Source organism: Pseudoalteromonas sp. RW-H-Ap-1 (assembly GCF_048318575.1).
Classification (GTDB): domain Bacteria; phylum Pseudomonadota; class Gammaproteobacteria; order Enterobacterales; family Alteromonadaceae; genus Pseudoalteromonas.
This window is the reverse complement of record NZ_CP166996.1, coordinates 1,544,387-1,568,383: the sequence shown is the minus strand read 5'-3', so window position 1 is coordinate 1,568,383 and position 23,997 is coordinate 1,544,387. Positions and strand designations below refer to the sequence as shown.

Below are 23,997 nucleotides of genomic sequence, written 5' to 3'. Positions count from 1 at the left end.
ATCTTTTCTTTCTATTGTTAAGCCACCAGCCTCAGCGAGTGATTTATTAATTAAGTAGTTGTTTTGGATTTTTAGGATAATAATTGCTGGGTTGCTGCTCACATAAACTAAACTCGCGGGTATTTTTATAAGGCAACTTCATAAAACCAGCCACCCCCACATCGGTTATATTAACCGCGTACTGCATGAGTTTATTTAGCAAACGTTTAAATTCAACTTCTTTACTAGCATCGAGTAATCGATAGTAATGGTGAATTTTCATCCTATCCGGTAGCGCTTCAAAAATAATACAACCCGTATGATGTATCTGGTTTAGCTCAAATACACATTTAATCACCTTTTTAGGCAGTTGCAGTTGCTCATCGGGATCTTTACCATCTTCAAAATAGGAATGCGGACGGGTTACCTCGCTGGCTTTTACATTAACCACTTCATAGTCAAGCTCTGGTAACTGGTTAAATTTGAACGCACCGGTACCATCGCGCTCTAGTTGAATCGTTTTACGGGCATCAAATAAACAACACTTAAATAAGCCCTTTTGATTAATAGCCTGCGCTAACATCACTGTATTGTTTACCGCATCAGTAAATGCGGTTGCTAGGGTTTCATCGTGCATAATAAGTGATGACTCAACATACAAAGATTCATCTTTCCAATGAAAACTCAGCCCCCCTACTACAGGATACTTCGCTAAGCGACTAATAGACGCTAAAAACGCTTTTTCGGTATCTCCGGTATCAAATAAAAATTCTTTATAATACCTATCTAACTGAGCATCGTTTACATCGAGTAATTGCTGTTTATGATCGGCTTGGCGTAAAAACTGTTTTCGCGAACTGTATACAACGGTTTCGGGCTCAGGATCTTGGCTAAACCAAAAAGGAATACGTGCTTTGGTGTCTTGCTTTGGTAGTTCTGGTAAGAACGCTTTTGCCATGGTTTCTATGTTACGCATAAAGTAGTCACCGGCTTTGTCCCTTACACTACGCTCTTTTGAAAGCATGCCGTCAATTACATTCGCCAGCTCTTTAGGAAGCATTAAACTACTGGCCGGAATAGCCTGAGCGCCAAATCGACAAGACTGTGCTGATGCTAGTGCATACAGAGTTGATGCAACCCCCTGCTCATCAAAACGAGGGGATGACTTTTCACCAGACATTTGCGCATCACCAATAAAATACACATCACCCATTCTTGCGTTAGTGGTGCTTAAATCGCCCGACATTAAATCCATAAAATTACTGGCAATTGGGTTCCCTTGTTCATCTACTTGAGCATATACCGAGCTTCCCCAGTCAACCAATGAAAGCTGCTTGGCATTTTCATCCCACACTAAATTAGAGGGTTTAATATCGCCATGCACAATAGGTTGTGGGCTTAATCCATTTTTATGATGGCGTAAATCAAGCAACACGTTTCTTAATTTAACCGCTAAGTTCATTATTTTTGCAGCAGATAGTCGCCCTTGCTTTAGCGATACTTTTTCAAGGTCTTCACCTATTGCACGGGCCATCATTAAAATGCCCTGTTTTTTAACCCGCTCAAAACCATAAAATTTTGGTATTAGCGGATTATCAATTTGAGACAGCATATATGCTTCGTCTTCAAGGCGATCTCGCACACTTTGCGCCAGCGTAATTCTAGAAAACTTAAACACCCAAGGCAGGCCATGTTCATCATCACCCGCAAATACAAAGCCAAACGCACCCGAACCAATCATTTCAACATTTTTATAGCCAAGTAATGTTAGCTGTTTAATACAAATGTTAAGCCATTGGCGATGCTTTTTAGCATCACGGTGCGATAACAAATAAACAGACTGTTCTTCGTTAATATAAAAGTTGCGAATTTCTTTTGCTTTCAATGCAGATTCTCTAGGTTGGTGGTTAAAAGCTGCGTAATGCCTTTATGTTTGATAGTAACGCGGCCGTTATTTTTATTAAACCTTTAAGGTCACTATTAACTTACAAAACTTAGTCAAAGTTATATTATTTACTAATGATTTTGACGTATATCGCTGATATTTGCGGTTTCACCGTATCCTACTTACCCATAACAGCCTAAATAGGGTAAAACACCCCTTTAAATTATTCTTAGGTTAAAAAATGAAACGTATTATAAAAGCCTCTTCAATCGCGCTTGCACTGGGTATGTGTATTAATGCACAAGCAGCAGACTTTAACTTTTCTACAAAAGTAGACAACGATGCAAACACGCTGGTTGTATTTTATAGCCAAGATGGCAACAACAGCCAATTTAAAACACTTGATAAACAATTCGATGGCCAATTACAACGTGTTATCGATATTGAAAACTTCACTGGCGATTACGCTAAAGTAGCGCAACTTGTCGCGCCAAGCAAAAGTAACTACAGCCGTATTTTGGTAGTAGGTACAGGTAAAGCTGACGAATTAGATAAAGCAAAAGCGGCTAAGTTAGGCGGTAATATTCATGCTCGCCTAGTTAAAGCTAAAGCAGGCACTGCCAGTGTTATTTTTGATGATGTAACGGGTGCAAATGATAACGCTGCACTTGCTGCTAATTTTGCCCATGGTGCAAACTTACGCGATCACCGTTTTGAAAACTACAAAAAAGAGCCAAACACTGAAACTGTTAGCTATACGTTTGATGTTGATAACACCAAGCAAACCCGCAAGCTTTACAGCCAATTAGAGAGTATTCAAGCAGGTGTATTTTTAGCACGCGATTTAACCTCAGAAGTGGCAACCGAAATGACGCCGGTTGATTTTGCCAATGCAGCCAAAGAATTAGCATCGTTAGGTGTTACTATCAAAGTGTTAGAGCCTAAAGAGCTAAAAGAGCTTGGCATGGGCGCATTAGAAGCTGTGGGTAGAGGAAGCCAGCAAGGTGCACGTTTAGTGGTAGCTCATTATAAAGGCTCTGACGATGCCCCTATTGCCCTTGTTGGTAAAGGCATTACGTTTGATTCAGGTGGTTACAGCATTAAAACCGGTGCGTCTATTGCACGTATGAAATCAGACATGGCCGGTGCTGCTGCAGTACTTGGTACTGTAAAAGCAATGGCGTTAGCTAAAGCAGATAAAAATGTGGTAGCTGTTATGGGCATGGCAGCTAATATGGTGTCGCAGTTTGCTGTTGCTCCAGGCGATGTTGTTCGCACAGCTGAAGGCTTAAGTGTAGAAATTTTAAATACCGATGCTGAAGGTCGTTTAGTACTAAGTGATGCAATGTGGTATGCACGTGAGCACTACAAACCAGAGATCATGATTGATGTTGCAACCTTAACAGGTTCTAAAATTCGTGCAGTAGGTAATGAATACGCAGCGGTATTCTCTGATGATGACACGCTAGTATCGCAACTTACCCTGGCAGGTAAACAAGTAAACGAAAACCTATGGCGCTTACCATTAGGTTATAAAGATATGTTGGAATCTGACATTGCTGATATAACAAATGTAGGCTCAGGTGGCCCTGGTGCAACCACAGCCGCTTCTTTCTTAGAGCATTTTGCTGGCGAAACCCGTTGGGTGCATATCGATATCGCTGGTAATGCATTAGTGAAAAAAGGAAAAGATGAGCTTTCACCAGGTGGTACAGGTTTTGGTGTACGTTTACTAAGCGAGTGGCTATTAGCTAACTAATCAAAATTAATTTGCTTAATTAAAAGCGCCAAAATGGTTTACTGTTTTGGCGCTTTTTTGTGTATAAATAACGTTCTTATTTATACACATTATTTTATTTAATAAGTAACAACAAAGCATATTGCTTTAACTATGTTTAGCTGGTTTAGAGAGCATTAAAGTGGCAATAACAATTAAATTTCCCACATACCATAAATCTTTAATTACAAATTGCCCTAACCGCGCCAGCAACGTACTTGAGCTAAATGCATTAGGGGCAGATAGTAAAAATGTTTGAGTCATTAAAAAAACGCTCAAGCATGCTAAACCACTAACTATAATTAGTTTTTTATTATTAAATAAAATACCAGCGCCTAGTAGTAGCGCAAATAATACATCAAACTCACCAATCACGTTCGACGCACCTTGCACGCTAAATAAACTATATAACCAAGACATAAAAGGCGAGGTTTCAACTAAGCCTGCAATGGCCTTAGCTTCAAAATCGTAAAATTTCATACCGCCAATCCATAGCAAAACCATAGCCACAGGAATAAAGTTTAAAAGGACATGCTGTTTGTCGCTTATCTTATCTTTATAAAATAAAAATAAGTATAAAGGCACTACAGCAAAGTATTTAATAATTCCCTGCCCACTGCCAATAATAGGAAAGCCTCCTAACTGAGTCATCCAGCGATTACTTGCTAATAAAGTAAGTAAAGGCACAATGCTAACAACAAGCGCTAGCAAAAATGCTGAAGTTGGCTTTATTAATTTAAAATGTGCCAATAGGGTTATTACCACTAACATAATCATGGCTGTACCACTTAGTAGACCTAGCGTATTAGTATTTAATACGCTATCGAGCTCGTAAAAGCTAAATGTCGCAATTAGCGTGTTTGGATTTGCACCGAGCGCAAACGATACACCAAGTAGTATAAAACTAAGTGCAAGTAGAAAGGTAATTGCGTTATTTGCATATGTTAAGTTCATTGTGTGCCCTTTAAATCTTTAATGACTAACAAAGACCATATTTTTACAAAAAACAATTCAACTAACGCTAAATGATTTTATAAAATGTCTGCAGACAAGATTTTATCCATTTGACTATAAATAATGGCCGCACTAAGCAAACTTTTAATGACCCCACAGGCATTCGCTGCGGTAGCAATACTAAGAGCTTTTATTACAAACCTATAAGCGCGATACCGGCGAGATATTGCATGATCTATCGGTGCCAATTATATGTAAATGGTAAACATTGGGGTGGGTTTAGAATCGGGTTTATTAGAGTATTAAACAGTAAAAAGGGAGACACTGTCTCCCTTTTTACTATTAACTTTTTTATTATTTAGGCAAACGCATTCGCGATACCGTATTATCAGCCAAAATATAATGGTGAAACAAAGCCGCAGCCGCATGTAAACCTATTACGTAATACCCCACTTCCCCTGCGGTTTCATGTATCTCTTTAATGCTTTTAGCAAGCTCATTGTTTTGAGCGGCCAATGCAGGCAACTCTAAGCCAAAAAACGGGATGGATTTACCTGCTAAACTCAAAATTAACCAACCAGCTATAGGCATTGCAAACATAAACACATACAGCGCAATATGAACAAATGTAGCTAACTTATTTTGCCATTTTGCAGGCTCAGGGTATATAGCAGGTGCTGCACCACCCACTACACGCGCAGCTAACCTCACGCTAACTAAAGCTAGCAGCGATAAACCCAACATAAAGTGCCACATTTTAAAGGCATCACGTGTTTCAGTGCCCTTTTCGAATAATTCGCGAAGTTCAATACTACCGTACACAGTAACAATTAAAATAAACATCAACCAATGCAAAGCAACAGAAAGTGTATTGTAATGAGTATCTGTATTTTTAAAATTCATAATACCTCCTAATAAACGCATTAAAGTTAAAAGCTCACTTATGCATATGAGTACATGTATACAGGCTAACCTTTAATCACTCACAGTTTAATGATCTGAAACATAAAATGAGTTACTAAGTCAGTTCAATGGTTTAATGATTCTGGAATTTAAGTATTAGTTACAATAACTGAGCAAGCTTAAAATAAACTTAAATAGTAGGCATAAAAAAACGGCAACCAAAAGTTACCGTTTTAAACAATTAACGTGTTTTAAAAGTAATAAACAGCAGTAAATATAAGAACAATGAGGTCGTCTGGCTTTGAGTAACTAATTCTTTTACAGATTGCGCTTTTATGTCTGAAGTAAAGATTTACCACATATAGTTCGACCAGCATAGTTTTTTAAAGCGCGCGAAGTATGGTAGTTGCCTTAGCGCGATTTTATTTATTGTCTACGCTTTGTTAGGTTATTGTTTCAACCGAGCCAGCTGCTTAAGGGCATGTTGATTATTCGGCAAAAATGCGAGTACTTTTTCGTAATTAGCTATCGCTTCTGGTTTATTTCCAAGTGCAGCATAGGTTTCACCTAAACTATCATAAGCATTTGCATTGTCGGGAAACAAATGAACATTTAGCTTAAATATCTCTAATGCCTTTGCTAGTTCATTTTTAGCCACATAGCGATAGCCCAAAAGATTAATTTCTTGCACATCAAACGCTGCACTTACTTTCATCTCATCCGCTAAAGTGATGGCTTGATTAAAGCCCTGTTTTTTAATCCCTTGGAAAAGTTTGAATAAGTCTTGTGACAACCCCCAACCATTTTCAGCTTTCATCTCAGGGTAATAAAAGCCAGCAATTTCATCAATAAAGAATATTGGCAAGCTTCCTAGCTTATTAGTTAATACAATGATGGTTAAGTTATCTTTTGGATAAATCACCATTGAATTAGCATCACCACCACTGGCACTTACTGCTGGATGCTGCTCTCGTCCAATTGTTTGCCAACCTAGAGCGTAACCATTTTCTAAATTGCTAAAACCTGCAGTTTGACCACTCTTTAAACGCGTTGGTGACCACATTTCTTTAAGGTACTTCTCATCAAGGAGTTGTCGTTGTTGAAGCGCTATCGCGTAATTAGCAAGCTCAGTTGCGGTAGCACTCATACCCGCCGCAGTTCTAAAGAATGGGTCGAAAGTTATTTGTACCGTCTTTAGCTTTCCTTGATTGCCAGCAACGTAAGGACGAGCTTGATTAGGGACAATAGATTCAGTATGAGCAAAACCTGCAGCCAAAGTTATGGGCATATCTAGTTTAGCCAACTGATTTTTCTGAATATAATTAGAAAAAGGCTGACCCGATAACTTATCAATAATTTTACCTAACAAAATGTAACCTGTTTGGTTGTACTCAAAGCGGCTATTGGTTTCATAACGCATTGGTAAAGTAAGTACTTCTTGCCACGCAGGATCTGGCTGACCATTAGAAATTAAATCAACCCAATGACCATTTAATATTTTAGGTAAACCAGAAGTATGGCTTAGCAGTTGACGGATAGTCAGCGGTTGCCATGCTTTAGGCAAATCATCTAAATGCTTTGAAATTGGATCGTTAACCGATAACTTGTTTTCAGCGGCAAGTTGCATAATTGCAACGCCAGTAAAAGCTTTAGTCATCGAAAAAATAGGAAAAGGGGTATGGTTTTGTACCGTGACCTGGTCTTGTAAGTTCGACAGGCCGTAACTGGCTTTTTTTATCAGCCTATTGTCTTTCACGATTGCCAGTTGTAATCCTGGAATATTAGCTGTGCGCATTTTCTCTAGTAAAAAGTCATCTATTTCATCGGCCTTTACCTGTGGTAGTAGGCTGGTAAGTAATAATGTGCTTAATGATAAAATGTGTAAGCTGCAACGAATGTTTTTCCTAAACATTGGAACGCGTTTTCCTTAATTGTAATAGTTTAGATAGAATACCTTTTATAAATAAAAATATTCAAAGGTAAATATATGGCTCGAAGTTAGTTATACATTTATACTCGAGTATCAGCGCTTATAGTTTAGCAAAATACGTATTAAAGACAATTGCTTAGATTTTTATACTAAGCAATGTTTTAAAGCGACAGCCACTTTAGTGAACGAACAAAATGCTAATATCAGTTCTCGGTGTTTAAGCGTCACAACGAAGAAACTTTAACGCCAGTCATTTGCAGCTCACCATTTGGCCTTGTCAAAATAAAGCGCGGGCTGACCATCTGCAAATTACTATGTATTAAGTTTAAAAACTGGATCCCCCCAGTTTGAGTGCTTCTTCCTGTTGTGTTTTCGCCAACCAATGGCGCAATTGAAAAATCTTGTAGGGTGTTAGCAAACACAATTGCTGACGAATAAGTGTAAGCCCCTATTTTTACAGCAACATCCCCGGTAAAAAAGTTTGCAAGCTTAGGTTCTGGCTGTATAAAACGCGTGTTTTCACCAGACTCAATTTCACCTGCTACTTGGCCCGGATCACGATACTTTAGCAACACCTTAGAGCGATAATGGGAAAAGTGACGATATGGTACATCCGTTATATAACGCATTACTCCAGCCATCCAAAAGTCATCATCGCCACCGCCATTATTACTGATATCAATCACTAGGTGCTTTATGTTTTTTTCTTTTAGCTGAGTAAAAGTGGCGTCCATAAAAGCAAGGTATTGCTTAAAATCAGGCCATGAAAATGAATTAACTGTAAGGGTTGCCGTCTCACCTGTGTACTCAACATGAAAAGTATCTACAAATGAGCGTTCAACCATGCTTTGTGGCAAGGTTTTGCTCGCTGCTAGCGTGAGCTCTCCATCTGCTAAGGTAATGCTAAATTGCTCTGAGTAGCCAAACGTTAAATAAAATAAACGATGAAATTGACGCGCTAATACCTCTTGTCTAAATTCATCAGTATCACCATGTGTGCGGCGTAATAACTGCTCCATTACTTGCTCATATGGCACGCCATTAATCGCCTTTATTTGCTGCTCAGCATGGCCACTCTTGGTACCACCCGTGTTAGATTTTATATAAAGTTGCTGGTTTACAATCGCAACTTCAAATGGGAAAAGCCCCAACCCACCACTGACCCATTTACGCCATTGCGACGTTGAAGCATGCCCTACTTTTAAGTGTCCATCAGCCAATGTTGAATTTAATACCGCTAAACGGGCCCATAATTCCCGCACGCTAAGTTCATCGGTAATATTTGCGGTTATAGTATTTAGTTGTAAGTAAAAAGCATCAATATCAGCCACACTATGTTTTAAATCAGGGTGCGTACTGTGCAGCCATTGTGACCATTGCGCAACGTCTTGCTTTGCGTATTGAGGAGTGATTATTTGTTCAAAAGGTAGGTTAGTAGCTTGCACGGGCTTAATACCCACAAAGCTTACTAAAACCAATAATGCTATATTTAAAACCTGCTTTAAGTAGTTCATACAAAACCTTTATTATTTGCTTTAAAACTTAGTCGCAAAAACTGTTAAAAAGGTTTAAATACAAAGTAAAAATGTTTTTATCTAGATAATAATTTAAGTGTCTTTTTCGTAGCCCGCAATGATTGTTACGTGAGATACAGACACGTCAAAGAATTGAGCTTTTACCTTTAAATACTCAGGATCAGAAAAGAAGCTTTCTGAGACGGTTTTATTTGGGAAATGAATTGTAAAAACTCGATTAATAGGAGTATCAACTTTTGAAAGAAGAACCTGCGAAACTACAAAATCAAAACCGAAACCGCCACCAAAAGCACTAAGAATGGGTGCCATAGCCGCTCGATAGTCTGAATACGCGCCATTGTCCGAAACTTCCAAGCCAACTAAAAATTCATACATTTTGTAACCTATTATGTTAAAGACTAAACTAATCCATCACGCCCAAATAATAGGCAAATTCCAGAAACAAACTAGAAGAAACACAGAAACAAACTAGACATCCATTTTAATTTTGCAAGCAAAAGCTAAGTTCTTATATTTATTTTATAGGTTAATAATTTATGCTTTACGACTACGTTACTTTCGTTTCATCTAGCAAATAAGCCATTATTACTCTTAAATCTAAATTCCACGCATCAAAAATAACTGCATGATGCAGTTTCAACTTTTCTACTGAGTAATTTAAAGTTTATGCTAATAGCTTTTCACAATTACTTGTATTGGCTCGCCGTTTTCGATTCAAATTTTCACAATAACTTGCTTGTGAGGTCGGCCTGCCAACTGCGCCGTGAAATACGCGTGTAAATTGTGTGGTGAGTTTTAACCAGTTTTCCGGAGATATATTGAGTCTTTCCAGTAAAGGAAGTTGGGTGTTATCAATATGGCCGCGTTTATCTTCTCGTATTATTCTCCCTGTTAATTCAACTAATTCAAGATACGACTTAAGCACAAACGGCAGCCCTTTTGGCATAACTTGACGTGACATACCTGCAAAGCGAAGTAGTTGTTTTGGCTGCTTGCCTTCTTTTGCGTATATTAAGCGTTTTTGTAAACTGGTATGGTGAGACTCTTCTGGAGTGATAGCCATCTTAGCCCTGATAGGGTTTAAATCGACGTATGCAATACACGCGGCAAGCGCCGCTTCATCAAGGAGTGCTTGTGATTTAAAGCCACCTTCCCATAAATTTATAGGGAATAAATTTGAATGCCGTTAGGCAGCCCGAAGGGTGAGCGCCATGGATGGCAGCGAATAAAACCTGCCAGTGCAGTTATCTTCTTTATTTGCTCTGCGCGCAATGTCTTCATTTAACGACCGCATAAACCAGCTAATACTTGATAAGCGCTCTCGGTATTCCTTTACTGTTTGATTAAAAAAGATAAGTTCAGCTTTACTTAGCTTCTCACCCTGTATGTACTTTTGCGTGAGTACAGTGCCCTTACAAAGTTTATGCCAGCGAATAACAATTGCTTTATCATTAAGCCGGTTCGCTTTTTTATCATCAACATACAGGACTAAATGGGTGTGGTTACTCATAACGGCATAAGCACAGACGTCAATACAAAATATCTTGGCTAACTCAAGCAATTTGTCTTCAACCCACCCTCTGCGATGCTCGTAAGATTGACCAGTAAAATGGTCCTAACCGCACAAAAATGCACGGCGTACGCAACGTGATATACAGTGGTAGTAATTTGTATCAACCAAACTTACTTGACGCTTTCTTGCGATTGCCATAAGACACCCTGCTTATTTTTCATGCTGATAAAAGCCTAGTACTGAGTTCACCAAACTGCAAAAATTAGAGTGGGTGTCTAGTTTATTTGTTTATTTCTAAAAAATCGGACAGCTTACGGAGTCAGATTTGATACGCTTATTAGGACTTCTGTAGCTGAAGCCAAACTTTACTAAGGAAAGATCTATTCCTTTGAACTGGATATTTACATTTGAAAAATGAAACTTTGGGATAATCAGAAACAGTTAACAGCCAATTATCGTCTTTTTCAAAAAAGAGAATCTTATTGAGTCCAACCCAATAATAAGAGGGGTATTAAATATTCCGGAAGTATAATTAGCTGAAAGCTCTAATGTATCGTTTATATTTAGCTTATTATCAATAAGGTAAATATACAAAGCCTCTTCTAAGGGGTTGCCTTCTGTAATGAATAAGAGATATTTATCATCGACAGTGTACTGTGCTTCCAAAACTCCTCCTATGACTTGGATCGAAGCATTTAACGTCGAATTATTGAGTATAATCTGCGGAGATATATTCCCAGTATTTTCAACTTTCAATACTTCAAATATATTTGTTTCTCTAATTTCCATTAGAAAAACCATCCAAAAGATACATCTGCACCAAGAGCACCTAAAGCTCCCCCAACAAATACTCCAACAGTAACGCATACTGGAGCACCTGGGCCACAAGCTAACCCTGCCAGCACACCTCCTGCTGCACCTCCCGCGAAACCACCACCGATAACAACTCCTTCTCTAGCTGTAGCTTTGGCTTTATCGTCTGCAACAGCAATATTATAGACTGCAACCCCAAGTGTTACTAAAAGTAATCCTCTTCCTAGTTTTGTATATTTCTGTGCGGCAGAATTTACGGCAGGTCTTGGTCTGCCTGAACTTTCAATAATTTCCAAATAGACTTGATTTTTTTGCAAGTTTGATAATTTTAAAAATGACTTCCCATATTTATTTTGTGAATACTTCTCGGTTAAATCAGTGAGCGTAAGCCCTGTTTTTTTCAAGCTAACTGCCTTCGCCTTTCCTAAGTCACTTGTTCGTAAGCGTTGAGCTTCAAGTATTTGATTACGTATGACCTGTACTTGCTTTGCAGCGTCTTCAGCAGAGATAGCTCCCGAAGTAACCCTAGCACGATATTCAATTGCCACCTTCTTGGTTTGATTGACATAGCTCATCCTCACCTTTCCATCATTAATAAACCTATGAGCAAAATTCATTGCTGCAGATTCCATCTGTGATAAAGATCCTTCTAACATAGATCTATCATATCCTTGATTCATTCGATTACTCCTTTGAAGTCCTAACAATTTTGTCTACGACATTTGTCTTTTTATAAACCAAAAAATGTTTATATATTACAATGTATTTACCTTAACCATCAAATAAATACCTGTAAACAATTAGTTAAATTTAAGTTTTTTTCCTTAATGTAGAAATACACTGAAATGGTGGAGAACAGTAATATTGGACAGAACAATAAGTACTGTCTATATACACAGTTAATTTTTTACTAAAGATCCATATCATGAAATCACCTTTTTAACTATGATAGCCGAACAAATGTATCTAAAGCGTTATGCAAAAAGTACCATTAAAGCGTATTTATACTGGGTGGCTTCGTCTATTCGTTTTAACTCTATGAGGCACCCAACAACGATGGAAGACAATGAGGTCGAACTTTTTAGAATCACTTAGTCAACCAACAAAATGTTGCTCCTAACACTCAAACACAAGCCTTAAATGCGTTGAGCTTTTTATTTAAAGAAGCGATTAAAAAGCCACTTTCATTATCATTAGGTTTTTTTAAGAGCAAACGAGCAACTAAACTACCGATAGTTTTAACGTAATAATAAATAAATAATTTTTTTAAAGTGTGCTCTGTGAAGCATTATTTACACTGTGGATTACATTATGGTAGCGGTATGCGCTTAATGGAGGTACTGCGGTTAAGGGTACATCAGCCCTTTTTCAAGATTATAAACTTCCCGATTTAAAACAAAAAAGCACAGCCCACAAGCGCCATGCTTTTTTTAAATAAACCTTAATCCAGTTCGGTTTACAAACGAATACCGCCGTCTATCTCTACCACGCGACCAGTAAAAAAGTCGTTTTCGATAATGTACTGGGCGGTATGAGCTATTTCAGCGGTTTCACCTAAGCGCCCTACTGGTGTTACAGCAAGCATGCGCTGTTTAGCTTCTGGCTTCATTGCATCGGTCATCGCGGTGCTAATAACACCTGGGGCAATGGCGCCAACGCGAATACCAAAACGGCCAAGCTCTTTAGCCCATGTAGTGGTGAGTGCCACAACACCTGCTTTTGATGCTGCGTAATTTGTTTGGCCAATATTACCCGCACGCGCTACGCTCGACATGTTTACAATTACGCCGCCTTTGCCTGATTCAATCATGTGGCTTGCCGCTTCGCGCCCTGCTAAAAATACGCCTGTTAAGTTAACGTCAATCACTGATTGAAATTGATCAAGCGACATTTTTTTAACCACTTTGCCATCTTTGGCTTTTATAAACATGCCATCGCGTAAAATGCCGGCGTTATTAATTAATACCCCAATGTGACCAAAGTCACTGTTAACGGTATTAAATACGTCTTCAACTTCGCTCTCTACGGTTACATTAGCGCTGTAGCCTTTAATAGTGCCTGTTACGCCTGCTAATGCAGATAGCTGCTCGGTTGCTTCATTTAATTGGGCTTGCGCCATATCAATTAAGGCTATATTAGCGCCCATTAAGGCAAACTTTTGCGCCATAGCAAAGCCTAAGCCTTGTGCGCCACCGGTAATAACTACGGTATTATTTTTTATCTCCACAATACTTTCCTACTTCGAAAACAATTTAAAAATGGCACTAAAATCATCACTGCCTGCACCTTGGTGCTGAATCATAGTGTATAAATTTTTAGCCATTGAGCCCATTGGCGTTAGTGAATTACTTTGTTGCGCCGCTTCCATAGCAAGGCCTAAATCTTTAGCCATTAAATCAACCATAAAGCCGGGTTTATAGTCGTTACTAGCTGGTGCGGTTTCCATAACACCTGGGCAGGGGTTATAAAGTTCTAACGTCCAGTTACGACCCGAACTTGCGCTCATTATGTCGCTGAGTACTTTTGCGTCGAGGCCGTTATTAATTCCCATTTGAATGGCTTCACTGGTGCCTGCCATTAAAATACTCAACAGCATATTGTTACATATTTTAGCAACTTGCCCTGCACCAATATCACCGGCATGGAATATGTTTTTACCCATATCGACTAATACCGTATTTGCTTTATCGAATGCAGCTTGCTCACCACCCACAATAAAGGTTAACGTGCCCGCTGTTGCGCCTGCTACACCACCCGATACCGGTGCATCAACAAACGCAATGCCTTGCTCGCCAAGGGCATGGCCTACATCACGAGCCGATTGTGCATCTATGGTTGAACAATCAATCACTAACGTGCTTTTACTTAGTACTTTAATTAAACCCGGTTGTTCGTCTGTGCCTAAATAAAGTGATTTAACATGTTTGCTTGCCGGTAGCATGCTAATTAGCACATCAGCCTCGTGCGCACAGTCACTGGCGCTTTGCGCCGCACTAGCCCCATGATTCACAAGCTCTTTAACGGCCTCTGCACTTAAGTCAAACACGCGCACACTGTGGCCAGCTTTAACTAAGTTTGCTGCCATTGGGCCGCCCATGTTTCCTAAACCAATAAATCCTATATTAAGTTTACTCATCGCTTTACCCTTGTAAATTTAGTTGTGAAAAGTACGGCTCTAGCGGATGTTGCTCGCCAAAGCGATTTGCAAAAAAGCTCTCTACTACTTCGTTTGGCACATCCTTAAGGGTTTTAAATTGCCACTGTGGCGCACCGTCTTTATCGATTAGTAAGGCACGTACACCTTCTTGAAACTCGCCCACTTCGCCAGCACGAACCGACATGACCAATTCCATTTTAAAACAGTCAGCTAAGTTTTTGCCTTTGCTGTGTTTGAGCTGCTCACTCACTAAGGCACAACTTAATGGGCAACCATGCGCCAACGATTTTTGTGCGCGTTGTAGCCATTTATCCTCAGTGTTTAGATTTAAAATGTAATCGACCTGCTGCTGTAACGTGCCAAACTCGCCAAGCTTTTGAACCAAGGTTAAGTTTGCTTTTAAATTGCCTTTTGGCATACGGCTAAAGTTGTTATCTAACTCAATAAGCAAGGTACTTAGCTTGTCGTGATTTAAACTTGCTGTTTTACCCCATTTAGTATTGAGTAATGCTTCAACAAGCTCTGGGTATTTATCAGCATTTACAAAGTGATCGGCAAGCGATACAAGCTTAGCGTCTTCACAATTAATTGATGCTGAGGTCAGCCCTAAAAACAAACCAACATGGGCGGGCATTTTATGTAAAAAATAACTGCCGCCTACATCAGGGTAAAGCCCAATAGTTTGCTCTGGCATAGCAATGCGTGATGTTTCGGTAACCACACGATGACTAGCACCGGCCATTAAACCTAAACCGCCGCCCATTACAATACCGTTACCCCAGACTAAAATGGGTTTGTTGTAGCAGTGAATTAGGTAATCGAGCTGATACTCTTGAGTAAAAAACTCTTCAACCAGTGAGCTCGGTTTACCTTCACTCATTGCTTTGTGTAAGCTCACTACATCGCCACCGGCGCAAAATGCTTTTTCACCTGCGCCTTTAAGTACCACTAATGCAATATTATCGTCTTTGTCCCATTGCTGTAGTTGCGGCTCGAGTAAGCTGATCATCTCAAAATTTAACGCGTTTAATGACTTAGGCGCGTTAAGCGTTGCAAAACCAATGAGTCGGCCATTGTCTGTGGTTGCCGTTTCAAATACCACGGCAGCATCAGCTGAATTTAAACGGGTTAATTCACTCATTAGCCATTCACCCAATTAGCTTTACGCTTTTCTAAAAAGGCGTTAACGCCCTCTTGCTGATCTTCGGTATCAAATAAACCAACAAACAGTTCACGTTCCAGTGGCAATGCATTTGCCATAGGTTGATGACGCCCTTTTTGAATCAATGTTTTACATGCAGCAACCGACGATGGGCTTTGATCTGCTACTTGGTTTGCTAGTTTTAGTGCTGCTGCAAAGCTTTCACCTTGTGCAACCACTTCTTCCACTAAGCCAATTTGTAGGGCTTTATCGGCTTTTAAGCGCTCACCGCATAAAATCATGCGTTTTGCCCAGCCTTCGCCCACTAGCCATGCTAAGTTTTGCGTTCCACCGGCACAGGGTAATAAACCCACTTTTGCTTCAGGCAATGCCATTTGTGCTTGCTCTTCTGCAATACGAATGTCGCAAGCAAGCGCTACTTCAAGCCCGCCACCCATTGCATAGCCATTAATGGCTGCAACCGACACGCCTCTAAAATTAGTTAGCGCTTCAAACGCTTCACCAAATACACATGACATATCTGCGGCGACACCTTTATCGCCACTGGCAAATACATTTAGGTCGGCACCGGCGCTAAAAAACTTCTCGCCTTCACCAGTCAGTACTAATGCATAAATATTTTTATTGGTGTTGAGCTGATTAACTGTGTCTTTAAGCGCCACTAAGGTGTCTTTCGTCCAGGTATTCGCTGGCGGATTCGACATAGTTAAAATAGCAACATGACCTTCAATAGTTAACTCAATGCTAGGATTTGACATACTAATCTCCTTATAAAACTTCGCTGGCTGATTCGGCTAAGATACGACGCGCAATAATCACGCGCATAATTTCGTTAGTGCCTTCTAGAATTTGATGAACACGTACGTCACGTACGTGGCGCTCAAGTGGGTACTCTTTAATGTAACCATAGCCACCATGAATTTGCAGCGCATCGTTACACACAGTAAAACCAACATCGGTTGCAAAGCGTTTAGCCATAGCACAGTAAGTGGTTTTTTCACTGTCGTTAGTATCAAGTTTAAACGCCGCGAGTCGTACCATTTGGCGCGCTGCTACAAGCTCGGTATTCATATCGGCAATTTTAAATTGTAGCGCTTGAAATGCTGCCAATGGCTTACCAAATTGGGTACGCTCTTTTAAATACTCACGTGCAGTATTAAGTGCCGCTTGTGCAGTACCAATAGAGCAAGTTGCAATATTAATACGGCCGCCATCTAAGCCTTGCATGGCAAACTTAAAGCCTTCGCCTTCTTGACCTAATAAGTTTGCTGCTGGAATTCGTACATCTTCAAAACTAATTAAGCGTGTTGGTTGTGCGTTCCAACCCATTTTTTCTTCTGCTTTGCCGTACTCAATACCTTTGGCATCTGCTGGTACAACAAACGCTGAAATGCCACTTGGGCCATCAGCCCCTGTACGAGCCATTACAACTAAAATTTCTGTTTCACCGGCGCCAGAAATAAACATTTTTGAGCCGTTAATAACATACTCATCGCCATCGCGAACTGCTTTAGTTTTTAATGACGCAGCATCAGAGCCAGAGCCTGGCTCAGTTAAACAGTACGATGCCAGTAATTCACCCATTACCAATTGCTCAACGTATTTGTCTTTTACTGCATCGGTACCAAAGCTTGCAATCATCCAGGTTGCCATATTATGAATGGTCAGCATAGCCGTAGTAGCTGTACAACCCAGTGCAAGCTGCTCAAAAATAATGCTTGAATCTAAACGAGATAAACCTAAACCACCGGCTTCTTCTGGCGTGTATAAGCCACAAAAACCAAGCTCACCAGCGGCTTTAATGGTGTCTTTTGGGAAAATATGTTCGCGATCCCACTTAGCTGCATGTGGTGCTAGTTCAGATTCTGCGAATTGACGCGCCGTTTGCGCAAAAGCTTGTTGATCTTCAGATAAGTTAAAGTCCATGGTAGACCTCTTGTTGTGTTTTGTTTGTTGTCGGTGCATCCCATCAAGGGAGTTATTAGTGAGGAGCGACAACACTGTGTGTTGTGCCCCTCTTTTTTATTAATTATGCGGTTAAAATGTTACTTAAGATTAATACTCATATTTGGGCCTGAAGCGATATCATCTTCAAACCAGCGTGAGGTAATGGTTTTAGTTTCTGTGTAAAAACGAATACCTTGTTTACCATACGTGTGAGTATCACCGTAGAATGAGCCTTTCCAACCCGTGAACGAGAAAAATGGTAATGGCACAGGAATTGGCACATTAATCCCCACTTGACCCACTTCAATTTCGTGTTGGAATTTACGTGCAACCGCACCACTTGAGGTAAATAGTGAGGTACCATTGCCGTAAGGGCTTTCGTTAATAAGCGCAATGGCTTCTTCAAGGGTATCAACAAACATACACGCCAATACTGGGCCAAAAATCTCTTCTTTGTACAAGTTCATATCTTTGGTTACATCAGTAAATAACGTAGGACCTACCCAGTTACCTTGCTCGTAACCTTCAACAGTAAAATCAGAGCCATCAATTAAACAGGTAGCGCCTTGTGCTTTACCATCGGCAATCAGTGATAAAATACGTGCTTTTGCAGCAGGCGATGTTTGTGGGCCATAAGCCGCGCCTGCATCATCCCAAACACCTGGGCGTACACCTTCAAAGCCTGATTTAATTTCATCAACCCAGTCTTTTGCTTGACCAACAAATACCGCCACAGAAATACCCATACAGCGCTGACCTGCCGCCCCTACAGAGGCACCCACAAGGTTATTAACAACATGCGATTTAGTCGCATCAGGCATAATTACCATGTGGTTTTTAGCGCCAACACACGCTTGAACACGTTTTAAGTTTTGTGTGCCTTTAGAGTAAATGTATGCACCTACACCACATGAACCCACAAATGAAATAGCACGAACGGCTTTGTCTTCTAATAAGCGGTCTACTTGTGGTTTTGTACCATGTACAACTTGTAAAACGCCTTTAGGTGCACCGGCTTCAATAAATAGCTCAGCTAAGCGCATAGGAGTAAGTGGATCTTGCTCAGACGGTTTTAAAATAAAGGTATTACCACACACAATGGCCAGTGGGAACATCCACAATGGGATCATTGCTGGAAAGTTAAATGGAGTAATACCTGCGCACACACCCAGTGGTTGCATGTAAGAATACGTATCGATTTTACGCGCTACGTTTTCCATGGTTTCACCCATCATTAACGACGGCGCATTAGCAGCTTGTTCAACTACCTCAATACCACGCCACACATCACCTTTTGCATCTTCAAAGGTTTTACCTAATTCGTGACAAATAATAGTGGCTAGTTCGTCATGATGCTCTTTTAATAGCGCCGCGTATTTCATCATGATGCGCGCTCGCTCTGTAATAGGCACATCTTTCCACGTTTTAAATGTTTCGCTGGCTGATGCAATCGCCGCATCCATCTCTGCGTCTGTTGCACATGGCACTTGCGCGAGCACTTCTTGATTAGCTGGGTTTACAACATCAATTAATTCATTTGACGTTGACTGAACGAACTCGCCGTTAATTAGTAAGGGTACTTGGTGCATAATAAATCCTATTGAGTCAATTTAATTGCCGCAGCGCTGTGATTGTTATAGTTGCTGCGGCTTTGTTATCAGTTAAAGTGCTTCGACTGCCATAGCAACGGCTTCACCGCCACCTATACATAAAGACGCGACGCCTTTTTTAAGGCCTCGGTTTTTAAGCGCATGAATAAGTGTTACTAAAATACGTGCGCCACTAGCACCAATTGGGTGACCCAATGCACAGGCACCACCATTAACGTTTACTTTGCTTTCATCGAGCTTTAATTCGTTAATAGCCAACATAGTAACCATGGCAAATGCTTCATTAATTTCCCATAAATCAACATCGGCGGTTGTCCAGCCTACTTTTTCAAGTACGCTGTTCATTGCGCCCACTGGGGCTACAGTAAATTCACTTGGTTTTTGAGAATGAGTGCTGTGAGCAACAATTCTGCAAAGTGGTGTTAAGCCCTCAGCTTTTGCTTTTGATTCGCTCATTAGTATTAGCGCAGCACCACCATCTGAAATAGACGATGAGTTAGCGGCAGTAATAGTGCCGTCTTTTTTAAATGCAGCTCTTAAGCTTGGTATTTTATCTGGACGCGCATTACCTGGTTGCTCATCAATTGAAACGGTGACATCGCCTTTACGCGTTTTTATAGTGTGCGGAGTAATCTCGTTCTCAAAGCTACCATTGTCTATAGCTGCGTTTGCTTTAGTCAGTGAGCTTAATGCAAAATTATCCATTTGCTCACGACCAATACCGTATTCATCGGCTGTATCTTGAGCAAAGCAACCCATTGCTTTGTTGTCGTAAGCGTCTTCTAGGCCATCACTCATCATGTGATCTTTAATTTCGCCATGGCCCATTCGCATACCGCCACGGGCTTTAGGAATAAAATAAGGCGCATTGGTCATGCTTTCCATACCACCTGCGATTGCTGATTCAATAGAACCTGCTTTTATTAAATCATTCGCTAACATCGCTGCTTTTAAACCCGAGCCACATACTTTATTAATAGTGGTAGCACCGGTGCTTAGTGCAAGCCCCGCTTTAAGCATTGCTTGACGCGCAGGTGCTTGGCCTAAACCGGCTGGCAATACGCAGCCCATAATTACTTCATCAATTGCATCATTGCTTAAACCCGTTTGAGCAAGTGCACCTGCAATGGCCGTAGCACCTAATTCGGTAGACTGCGCATCACTTAGTGCGCCCATAAATCCACCCATTGGGGTGCGTTTTGCTGCTACAATTACAACGCTTTCGAAAGACATAAAAGGCTCCATTTTCAATTAACGCAAACATGTTTTATTATGTTTAGCTTAATGTTTAAACTAATCTGATAAATACGAGCATACATAAAATTTACGTTTACGCCAACGTAAATCTAAAATCAACTTTCTAATTAGTGTAAAAACTGTAAAGTTAGCTTGCTAAAAATTTATTACATGCTGTCTAACTAGCTTATAACGTTTATAAACACTCAACTTCTGCTATAATTCCGCTTTTATTTTATACGTCTAAAGTATAACAACCAGATCGCACTTTACCTTTACGTAAACTTCACTTATATTGGAGTTATTCGAATGAGGTAAACATTACAATGAAATCAGATAATCAAACAAACTTTGCAAATTCAGCCAACGAGCCGGCTAAAAACGAACAAACTTTTAGCATTAGTGAATTGGCTAAAGAATTTGATATTACTACCCGCTCTATCCGTTTTTACGAAGACCAAGGGTTAATATCGCCAGAGCGCAATGGCCAAACACGCATTTACTCAAAGCGCGACAAGGTTCGCCTAAAGCTAATACTGCGCGGCAAGCGTTTAGGTTTCACCTTAGCTGAAACAGGTCGTTTGTTTGAGCTGTATGATGCTGATAAATCAAGTGCAAAACAGTTAGTTACTATGCTTGACCTTATCAGTGAGAAAAAAGCCGATCTTTCACAACAGATGGATGACATTAAAGTGGTTCTTATGGAACTGGTCACCGCTGAACGTCGCTGTCGCGACACGCTTAGCAAAATAGATGAATAAAATATAACAACGTCATCAACACACAGGAATTAATCATGAGCACTATTTCACTATATAAAGAAATGAACTTTGGCCTTGGCGAAACTGCAGATATGATCCGCAGTCACGTAAACAGCTTTGCCAGTCAAGAAATTGCCCCACTAGCTGAAAAAACTGACCTTGATAATGCGTTCCCCAATGAACTTTGGCCGCAAATGGGTGAAATGGGCGTGCTTGGCATGACCGTGGATGAAGAGTTTGGTGGTGCTGGTTTAGGCTATTTAGAACACGTTATTGCCATGGAAGAAATTAGCCGTGCAAGTGCCTCTATTGGTTTAAGCTACGGTGCGCATTCTAACCTGTGTGTTAATCAAATAAACCGCAATGGTTCACAAGCACAAAAAGAAAAATACTTACCTAAACTAATTAGTGGCGAGCACATTGGTGCGCTGGCTATGAGTGAGCCTAATGCGGGCTCTGATGTTGTTTCTATGAAACTCAAAGCAGAGAAAAAAGGCGATAAGTACATTTTAAACGGTAATAAAATGTGGATCACTAATGGCCCTGACGCTGATACGTTGGTTATTTATGCAAAAACAGATTTAAACGCCGGCGCTAAAGGAATTACAGCCTTTATTGTAGAAAAAACTTTCCCGGGGTTTTCAACCGCTCAAAAGCTCGACAAACTCGGCATGCGTGGTTCAAATACCTGTGAATTGGTATTTGAAAACTGCGAAGTACCCGAAGAAAATATTTTAGGCAACTTAAACGAAGGCGTTAAGGTACTTATGAGTGGCCTTGATTATGAGCGTGTTGTTTTAGCGGCTGGCCCACTTGGCATAATGCAAGCGTGTATGGATATTGTGGTGCCTTACATCCATGAGCGTAAGCAATTCGACAGCCCTATTGGTCAATTTCAGTTAATACAAGGCAAAATTGCTGATATGTATACACAAATGAATGCAGCTCGCTCATATGTGTACACAGTAGCAAAAGCATGCGATCGCGGCGAAACCACCCGTAAAGACGCTGCTGGCGCAATTTTATACGCTGCTGAGCTTGCAACTAAAATGGCATTAGATGCAATTCAGATTTTAGGCGGCAATGGTTACATAAACGAATACGCAACAGGTCGCTTACTGCGTGATGCGAAATTGTATGAAATTGGTGCAGGCACCTCAGAAATACGCCGTATGTTAATTGGTCGCGAATTATTCACTGAAAGCCGCTAAGGATTAGTTATGACGATTTTAAAATCGAGCGTTAATCCGCATGATCCAAATTTTGTGCAAAATCACAACAATATGTCGGCGCTAGTAGATGATTTACGCAACAAAGCAGCAACAATACGTTTAGGCGGTGGAGCTGCGCTAAAAGAGCGCCATGAAGGCCGCGGTAAATTGTTTGTCCGTGACCGTATTACCACTTTGCTAGATGAAGGCTCGCCATTTTTAGAAATATCGCAATTTGCTGCCTTTGGCGTTTATGAACAAGATATTCCTTGTGCAGGGGTTGTTGCGGGTATTGGTCGCGTTAAAGGCGTTGAATGTATGGTGATTGCTAATGATGCGACAGTAAAAGGTGGTACCTATTTCCCGCTGACTGTTAAAAAGCATTTACGCGCACAAGACATCGCCGAACGTTGTCATTTACCGTGTATTTATTTAGTTGACTCAGGTGGCGCAAACTTACCTGAGCAAGACGACGTATTCCCTGACAAACTGCATTTTGGTCGTATTTTTTACAACCAAGCGCGTATGTCGGGTAAAGGCATTCCACAAATTGCCGTGGTTATGGGGTTATGTACTGCAGGTGGTGCGTATGTTCCTGCTATGGCCGATGAAAGTATTATTGTAAAAGAGCAAGGCACTATCTTTTTAGCAGGTCCGCCGCTGGTAAAAGCCGCAACCGGTGAAGTAGTTACTGCAGAAGAACTTGGTGGCGCCGATGTACACTGTAAAACATCAGGTGTTGCCGATCATTACGCTGAAAATGATGCTCATGCGTTATCGATTGCTCGCCAATGTATTGAACGTATTAACTATTCGCGCCCTACCTCACCATTACTCGAAGAAGTAAAAGCCCCTCGTTATGATATTAACGAGCTTTACGGCATTGTCGGTACTGATCTTAAAAAGCCATTTGATGTGCGTGAGGTCATTGCGCGTACTGTTGATGATTCATCGTTTGATGAATTTAAACGCTACTTTGGTGAAACACTGGTAACAGGCTTTGCCAGCATTTATGGTCACCCCGTAGGCATAGTGGCTAACAACGGTATTTTATTTAGTGAGTCTGCGCAAAAAGGCGCGCACTTTATTCAACTGTGTGCTCAGCGCAACATTCCGCTGGTATTTTTACAAAACATTACTGGTTTTATGGTTGGTAAAAAATACGAGTCTGAAGGCATTGCTAAGCACGGCGCTAAAATGGTGATGGCGGTATCGTGTGCCGATGTACCCAAATTTACTATTCTAATCGGTGGCTCATACGGTGCAGGTAACTATGGTATGTGTGGTCGCGCGTTTGAACCGACCATGATGTGGATGTGGCCGAATGCCCGTATTTCAGTTATGGGTGGTGAACAAGCCGCTGGTGTAATGGCGCAAGTAAAACAAGATGGTTTGGCCCGCAAAGGCGAAAGCATGAGCGAGCAACAAATTAACGATTTTAAAAAGCCAATCATCGATCAATACGAACAGCAAGGTCACCCTTATTATGCCAGTGCCCGTTTATGGGATGATGGCATTATTGACCCTGCTGATACACGCAATGTTCTTGGGCTTGCACTTAGCGCAGCTAAAAATGCCCCTGAGCGTGAATCGAAATTTGGCGTATTTAGAATGTAATCGGAGC

19 protein-coding genes and 3 pseudogenes are annotated in these 23,997 nt (G+C 40.6%); 6 read left to right on the top strand and 16 right to left on the bottom strand.

Annotated elements, in window-relative coordinates:
• Window positions 1-46 precede the first annotated feature (46 nt).
• Complete coding sequence (locus tag AB8618_RS07270; protein ID WP_413401996.1) at window positions 47-1,864, bottom strand: protein kinase domain-containing protein; 1,818 nt, start codon at window positions 1,862-1,864, stop codon at window positions 47-49.
• Between the two features lie 241 nt (window positions 1,865-2,105).
• Here AB8618_RS07270 and AB8618_RS07265 point away from each other — a divergent pair, with 241 nt between their 5' ends.
• Window positions 2,106-3,623: a leucyl aminopeptidase gene (locus AB8618_RS07265; RefSeq protein ID WP_409425396.1), complete on the top strand. Its 1,518-nt coding sequence runs from the start codon at window positions 2,106-2,108 to the stop codon at window positions 3,621-3,623.
• Between the two features lie 126 nt (window positions 3,624-3,749).
• Here AB8618_RS07265 and AB8618_RS07260 read toward each other — a convergent pair whose 3' ends face one another.
• Window positions 3,750-4,595: a DUF417 family protein gene (locus AB8618_RS07260; RefSeq protein WP_413401994.1), complete on the bottom strand. Its 846-nt coding sequence runs from the start codon at window positions 4,593-4,595 to the stop codon at window positions 3,750-3,752.
• 122 nt (window positions 4,596-4,717) lie between these two features.
• Between AB8618_RS07260 and AB8618_RS07255 the strand changes: the two are divergent.
• A pseudogene (locus AB8618_RS07255) lies at window positions 4,718-4,957 on the top strand (hypothetical protein); the annotation flags it as partial.
• On the opposite strand, the gene AB8618_RS07250 reads toward AB8618_RS07255, so the two are convergent.
• The 7 genes and pseudogenes from AB8618_RS07250 to AB8618_RS07220 form a co-directional block, all read right to left on the bottom strand.
• Entirely contained in the window at window positions 4,950-5,498 is a 549-nt protein-coding gene (locus AB8618_RS07250; protein ID WP_409425394.1) for a cytochrome b, read from the bottom strand. The pseudogene AB8618_RS07255 and the gene AB8618_RS07250 overlap by 8 nt on opposite strands.
• Window positions 5,499-5,946: 448 nt before the next feature.
• Entirely contained in the window at window positions 5,947-7,410 is a 1,464-nt protein-coding gene (locus AB8618_RS07245) for a serine hydrolase (RefSeq protein WP_409425393.1), read from the bottom strand.
• 242 nt (window positions 7,411-7,652) lie between these two features.
• Window positions 7,653-8,942 carry a S41 family peptidase gene (locus tag AB8618_RS07240; protein WP_409425392.1) on the bottom strand — a complete coding sequence of 430 codons (1,290 nt, stop codon included), beginning with the start codon at window positions 8,940-8,942 and terminating at the stop codon, window positions 7,653-7,655.
• A gap of 93 nt (window positions 8,943-9,035) precedes the next feature.
• Window positions 9,036-9,338 carry a DUF1330 domain-containing protein gene (locus AB8618_RS07235; RefSeq protein ID WP_409425391.1) on the bottom strand — a complete coding sequence of 101 codons (303 nt, stop codon included), beginning with the start codon at window positions 9,336-9,338 and terminating at the stop codon, window positions 9,036-9,038.
• Window positions 9,339-9,627: 289 nt separating this feature from the next.
• Window positions 9,628-10,674: pseudogene (locus tag AB8618_RS07230) on the bottom strand (transposase).
• 243 nt (window positions 10,675-10,917) lie between these two features.
• Window positions 10,918-11,265 carry a hypothetical protein gene (locus tag AB8618_RS07225; RefSeq protein ID WP_409425390.1) on the bottom strand — a complete coding sequence of 116 codons (348 nt, stop codon included), beginning with the start codon at window positions 11,263-11,265 and terminating at the stop codon, window positions 10,918-10,920.
• Window positions 11,265-11,969, bottom strand: a complete 705-nt coding sequence (locus AB8618_RS07220; RefSeq protein WP_409425389.1) for a hypothetical protein — start codon at window positions 11,967-11,969, stop codon at window positions 11,265-11,267. The genes AB8618_RS07225 and AB8618_RS07220 overlap by 1 nt, the downstream gene beginning before the upstream one ends.
• A 265-nt stretch (window positions 11,970-12,234) precedes the next feature.
• On the opposite strand from AB8618_RS07220, the pseudogene AB8618_RS07215 reads away from it, so the two are divergent.
• Window positions 12,235-12,647, top strand: a pseudogene (locus AB8618_RS07215) (phage integrase N-terminal SAM-like domain-containing protein); the annotation flags it as partial.
• 98 nt (window positions 12,648-12,745) lie between these two features.
• Here the strand turns inward: AB8618_RS07215 and AB8618_RS07210 are convergent.
• The 7 genes from AB8618_RS07210 to AB8618_RS07180 all read right to left on the bottom strand — a co-directional run bounded on the left by AB8618_RS07210 (window position 12,746) and on the right by AB8618_RS07180 (window position 20,398).
• Window positions 12,746-13,516 (bottom strand): SDR family oxidoreductase, encoded by a 771-nt coding sequence (locus tag AB8618_RS07210; RefSeq protein WP_413401989.1) that lies wholly within the window; start codon window positions 13,514-13,516, stop codon window positions 12,746-12,748.
• Window positions 13,517-13,525: 9 nt separating this feature from the next.
• Window positions 13,526-14,425, bottom strand: a complete 900-nt coding sequence (mmsB, locus tag AB8618_RS07205; protein ID WP_413401987.1) for a 3-hydroxyisobutyrate dehydrogenase — start codon at window positions 14,423-14,425, stop codon at window positions 13,526-13,528.
• 4 nt (window positions 14,426-14,429) lie between these two features.
• Complete coding sequence (locus tag AB8618_RS07200) at window positions 14,430-15,587, bottom strand: enoyl-CoA hydratase/isomerase family protein (protein ID WP_413401985.1); 1,158 nt, start codon at window positions 15,585-15,587, stop codon at window positions 14,430-14,432.
• On the bottom strand, window positions 15,587-16,366 hold the full coding sequence (locus AB8618_RS07195) for an enoyl-CoA hydratase (RefSeq protein WP_250653858.1): 780 nt from the start codon (window positions 16,364-16,366) through the stop codon (window positions 15,587-15,589). Before AB8618_RS07195 ends, AB8618_RS07200 begins: the two co-directional genes overlap by 1 nt.
• Window positions 16,367-16,376: 10 nt before the next feature.
• Window positions 16,377-17,534, bottom strand: coding sequence for an acyl-CoA dehydrogenase family protein (locus tag AB8618_RS07190; RefSeq protein WP_010389955.1), 1,158 nt, complete (start codon window positions 17,532-17,534; stop codon window positions 16,377-16,379).
• Window positions 17,535-17,653: 119 nt separating this feature from the next.
• A complete protein-coding gene (locus tag AB8618_RS07185; protein ID WP_413401982.1) occupies window positions 17,654-19,144 on the bottom strand; it encodes a CoA-acylating methylmalonate-semialdehyde dehydrogenase in 1,491 nt (496 codons plus the stop codon).
• A gap of 72 nt (window positions 19,145-19,216) precedes the next feature.
• Window positions 19,217-20,398 carry a thiolase family protein gene (locus AB8618_RS07180; RefSeq protein ID WP_413401980.1) on the bottom strand — a complete coding sequence of 394 codons (1,182 nt, stop codon included), beginning with the start codon at window positions 20,396-20,398 and terminating at the stop codon, window positions 19,217-19,219.
• A gap of 329 nt (window positions 20,399-20,727) precedes the next feature.
• Between AB8618_RS07180 and AB8618_RS07175 the strand changes: the two genes are divergently transcribed.
• From AB8618_RS07175 to AB8618_RS07165, 3 genes are read left to right on the top strand one after another with little or no spacing between them, the layout of a single operon-like run.
• Complete coding sequence (locus AB8618_RS07175) at window positions 20,728-21,162, top strand: MerR family transcriptional regulator (RefSeq protein WP_008114692.1); 435 nt, start codon at window positions 20,728-20,730, stop codon at window positions 21,160-21,162.
• Between the two features lie 35 nt (window positions 21,163-21,197).
• Complete coding sequence (locus AB8618_RS07170; protein WP_008114693.1) at window positions 21,198-22,373, top strand: isovaleryl-CoA dehydrogenase; 1,176 nt, start codon at window positions 21,198-21,200, stop codon at window positions 22,371-22,373.
• 9 nt (window positions 22,374-22,382) lie between these two features.
• Window positions 22,383-23,990 carry a carboxyl transferase domain-containing protein gene (locus AB8618_RS07165; protein WP_413401977.1) on the top strand — a complete coding sequence of 536 codons (1,608 nt, stop codon included), beginning with the start codon at window positions 22,383-22,385 and terminating at the stop codon, window positions 23,988-23,990.
• Window positions 23,991-23,997 lie beyond the last annotated feature (7 nt).

Coding starts and splice junctions, on each gene's coding strand:
- AB8618_RS07265 (WP_409425396.1), top strand. CDS start 2,106: ATGAAACGTATTATAAAAGCCTCTTCAATCGCGCTTGCACTGGGTATG.
- AB8618_RS07260 (WP_413401994.1), bottom strand. CDS start 4,595: ATGAACTTAACATATGCAAATAACGCAATTACCTTTCTACTTGCACTT.
- AB8618_RS07250 (WP_409425394.1), bottom strand. CDS start 5,498: ATGAATTTTAAAAATACAGATACTCATTACAATACACTTTCTGTTGCT.
- AB8618_RS07245 (WP_409425393.1), bottom strand. CDS start 7,410: ATGTTTAGGAAAAACATTCGTTGCAGCTTACACATTTTATCATTAAGC.
- AB8618_RS07240 (WP_409425392.1), bottom strand. CDS start 8,942: ATGAACTACTTAAAGCAGGTTTTAAATATAGCATTATTGGTTTTAGTA.
- AB8618_RS07235 (WP_409425391.1), bottom strand. CDS start 9,338: ATGTATGAATTTTTAGTTGGCTTGGAAGTTTCGGACAATGGCGCGTAT.
- AB8618_RS07225 (WP_409425390.1), bottom strand. CDS start 11,265: ATGGAAATTAGAGAAACAAATATATTTGAAGTATTGAAAGTTGAAAAT.
- AB8618_RS07220 (WP_409425389.1), bottom strand. CDS start 11,969: ATGAATCAAGGATATGATAGATCTATGTTAGAAGGATCTTTATCACAG.
- mmsB (WP_413401987.1), bottom strand. CDS start 14,425: ATGAGTAAACTTAATATAGGATTTATTGGTTTAGGAAACATGGGCGGC.
- AB8618_RS07200 (WP_413401985.1), bottom strand. CDS start 15,587: ATGAGTGAATTAACCCGTTTAAATTCAGCTGATGCTGCCGTGGTATTT.
- AB8618_RS07195 (WP_250653858.1), bottom strand. CDS start 16,366: ATGTCAAATCCTAGCATTGAGTTAACTATTGAAGGTCATGTTGCTATT.
- AB8618_RS07190 (WP_010389955.1), bottom strand. CDS start 17,534: ATGGACTTTAACTTATCTGAAGATCAACAAGCTTTTGCGCAAACGGCG.
- AB8618_RS07185 (WP_413401982.1), bottom strand. CDS start 19,144: ATGCACCAAGTACCCTTACTAATTAACGGCGAGTTCGTTCAGTCAACG.
- AB8618_RS07180 (WP_413401980.1), bottom strand. CDS start 20,398: ATGTCTTTCGAAAGCGTTGTAATTGTAGCAGCAAAACGCACCCCAATG.
- AB8618_RS07175 (WP_008114692.1), top strand. CDS start 20,728: ATGAAATCAGATAATCAAACAAACTTTGCAAATTCAGCCAACGAGCCG.
- AB8618_RS07170 (WP_008114693.1), top strand. CDS start 21,198: ATGAGCACTATTTCACTATATAAAGAAATGAACTTTGGCCTTGGCGAA.
- AB8618_RS07165 (WP_413401977.1), top strand. CDS start 22,383: ATGACGATTTTAAAATCGAGCGTTAATCCGCATGATCCAAATTTTGTG.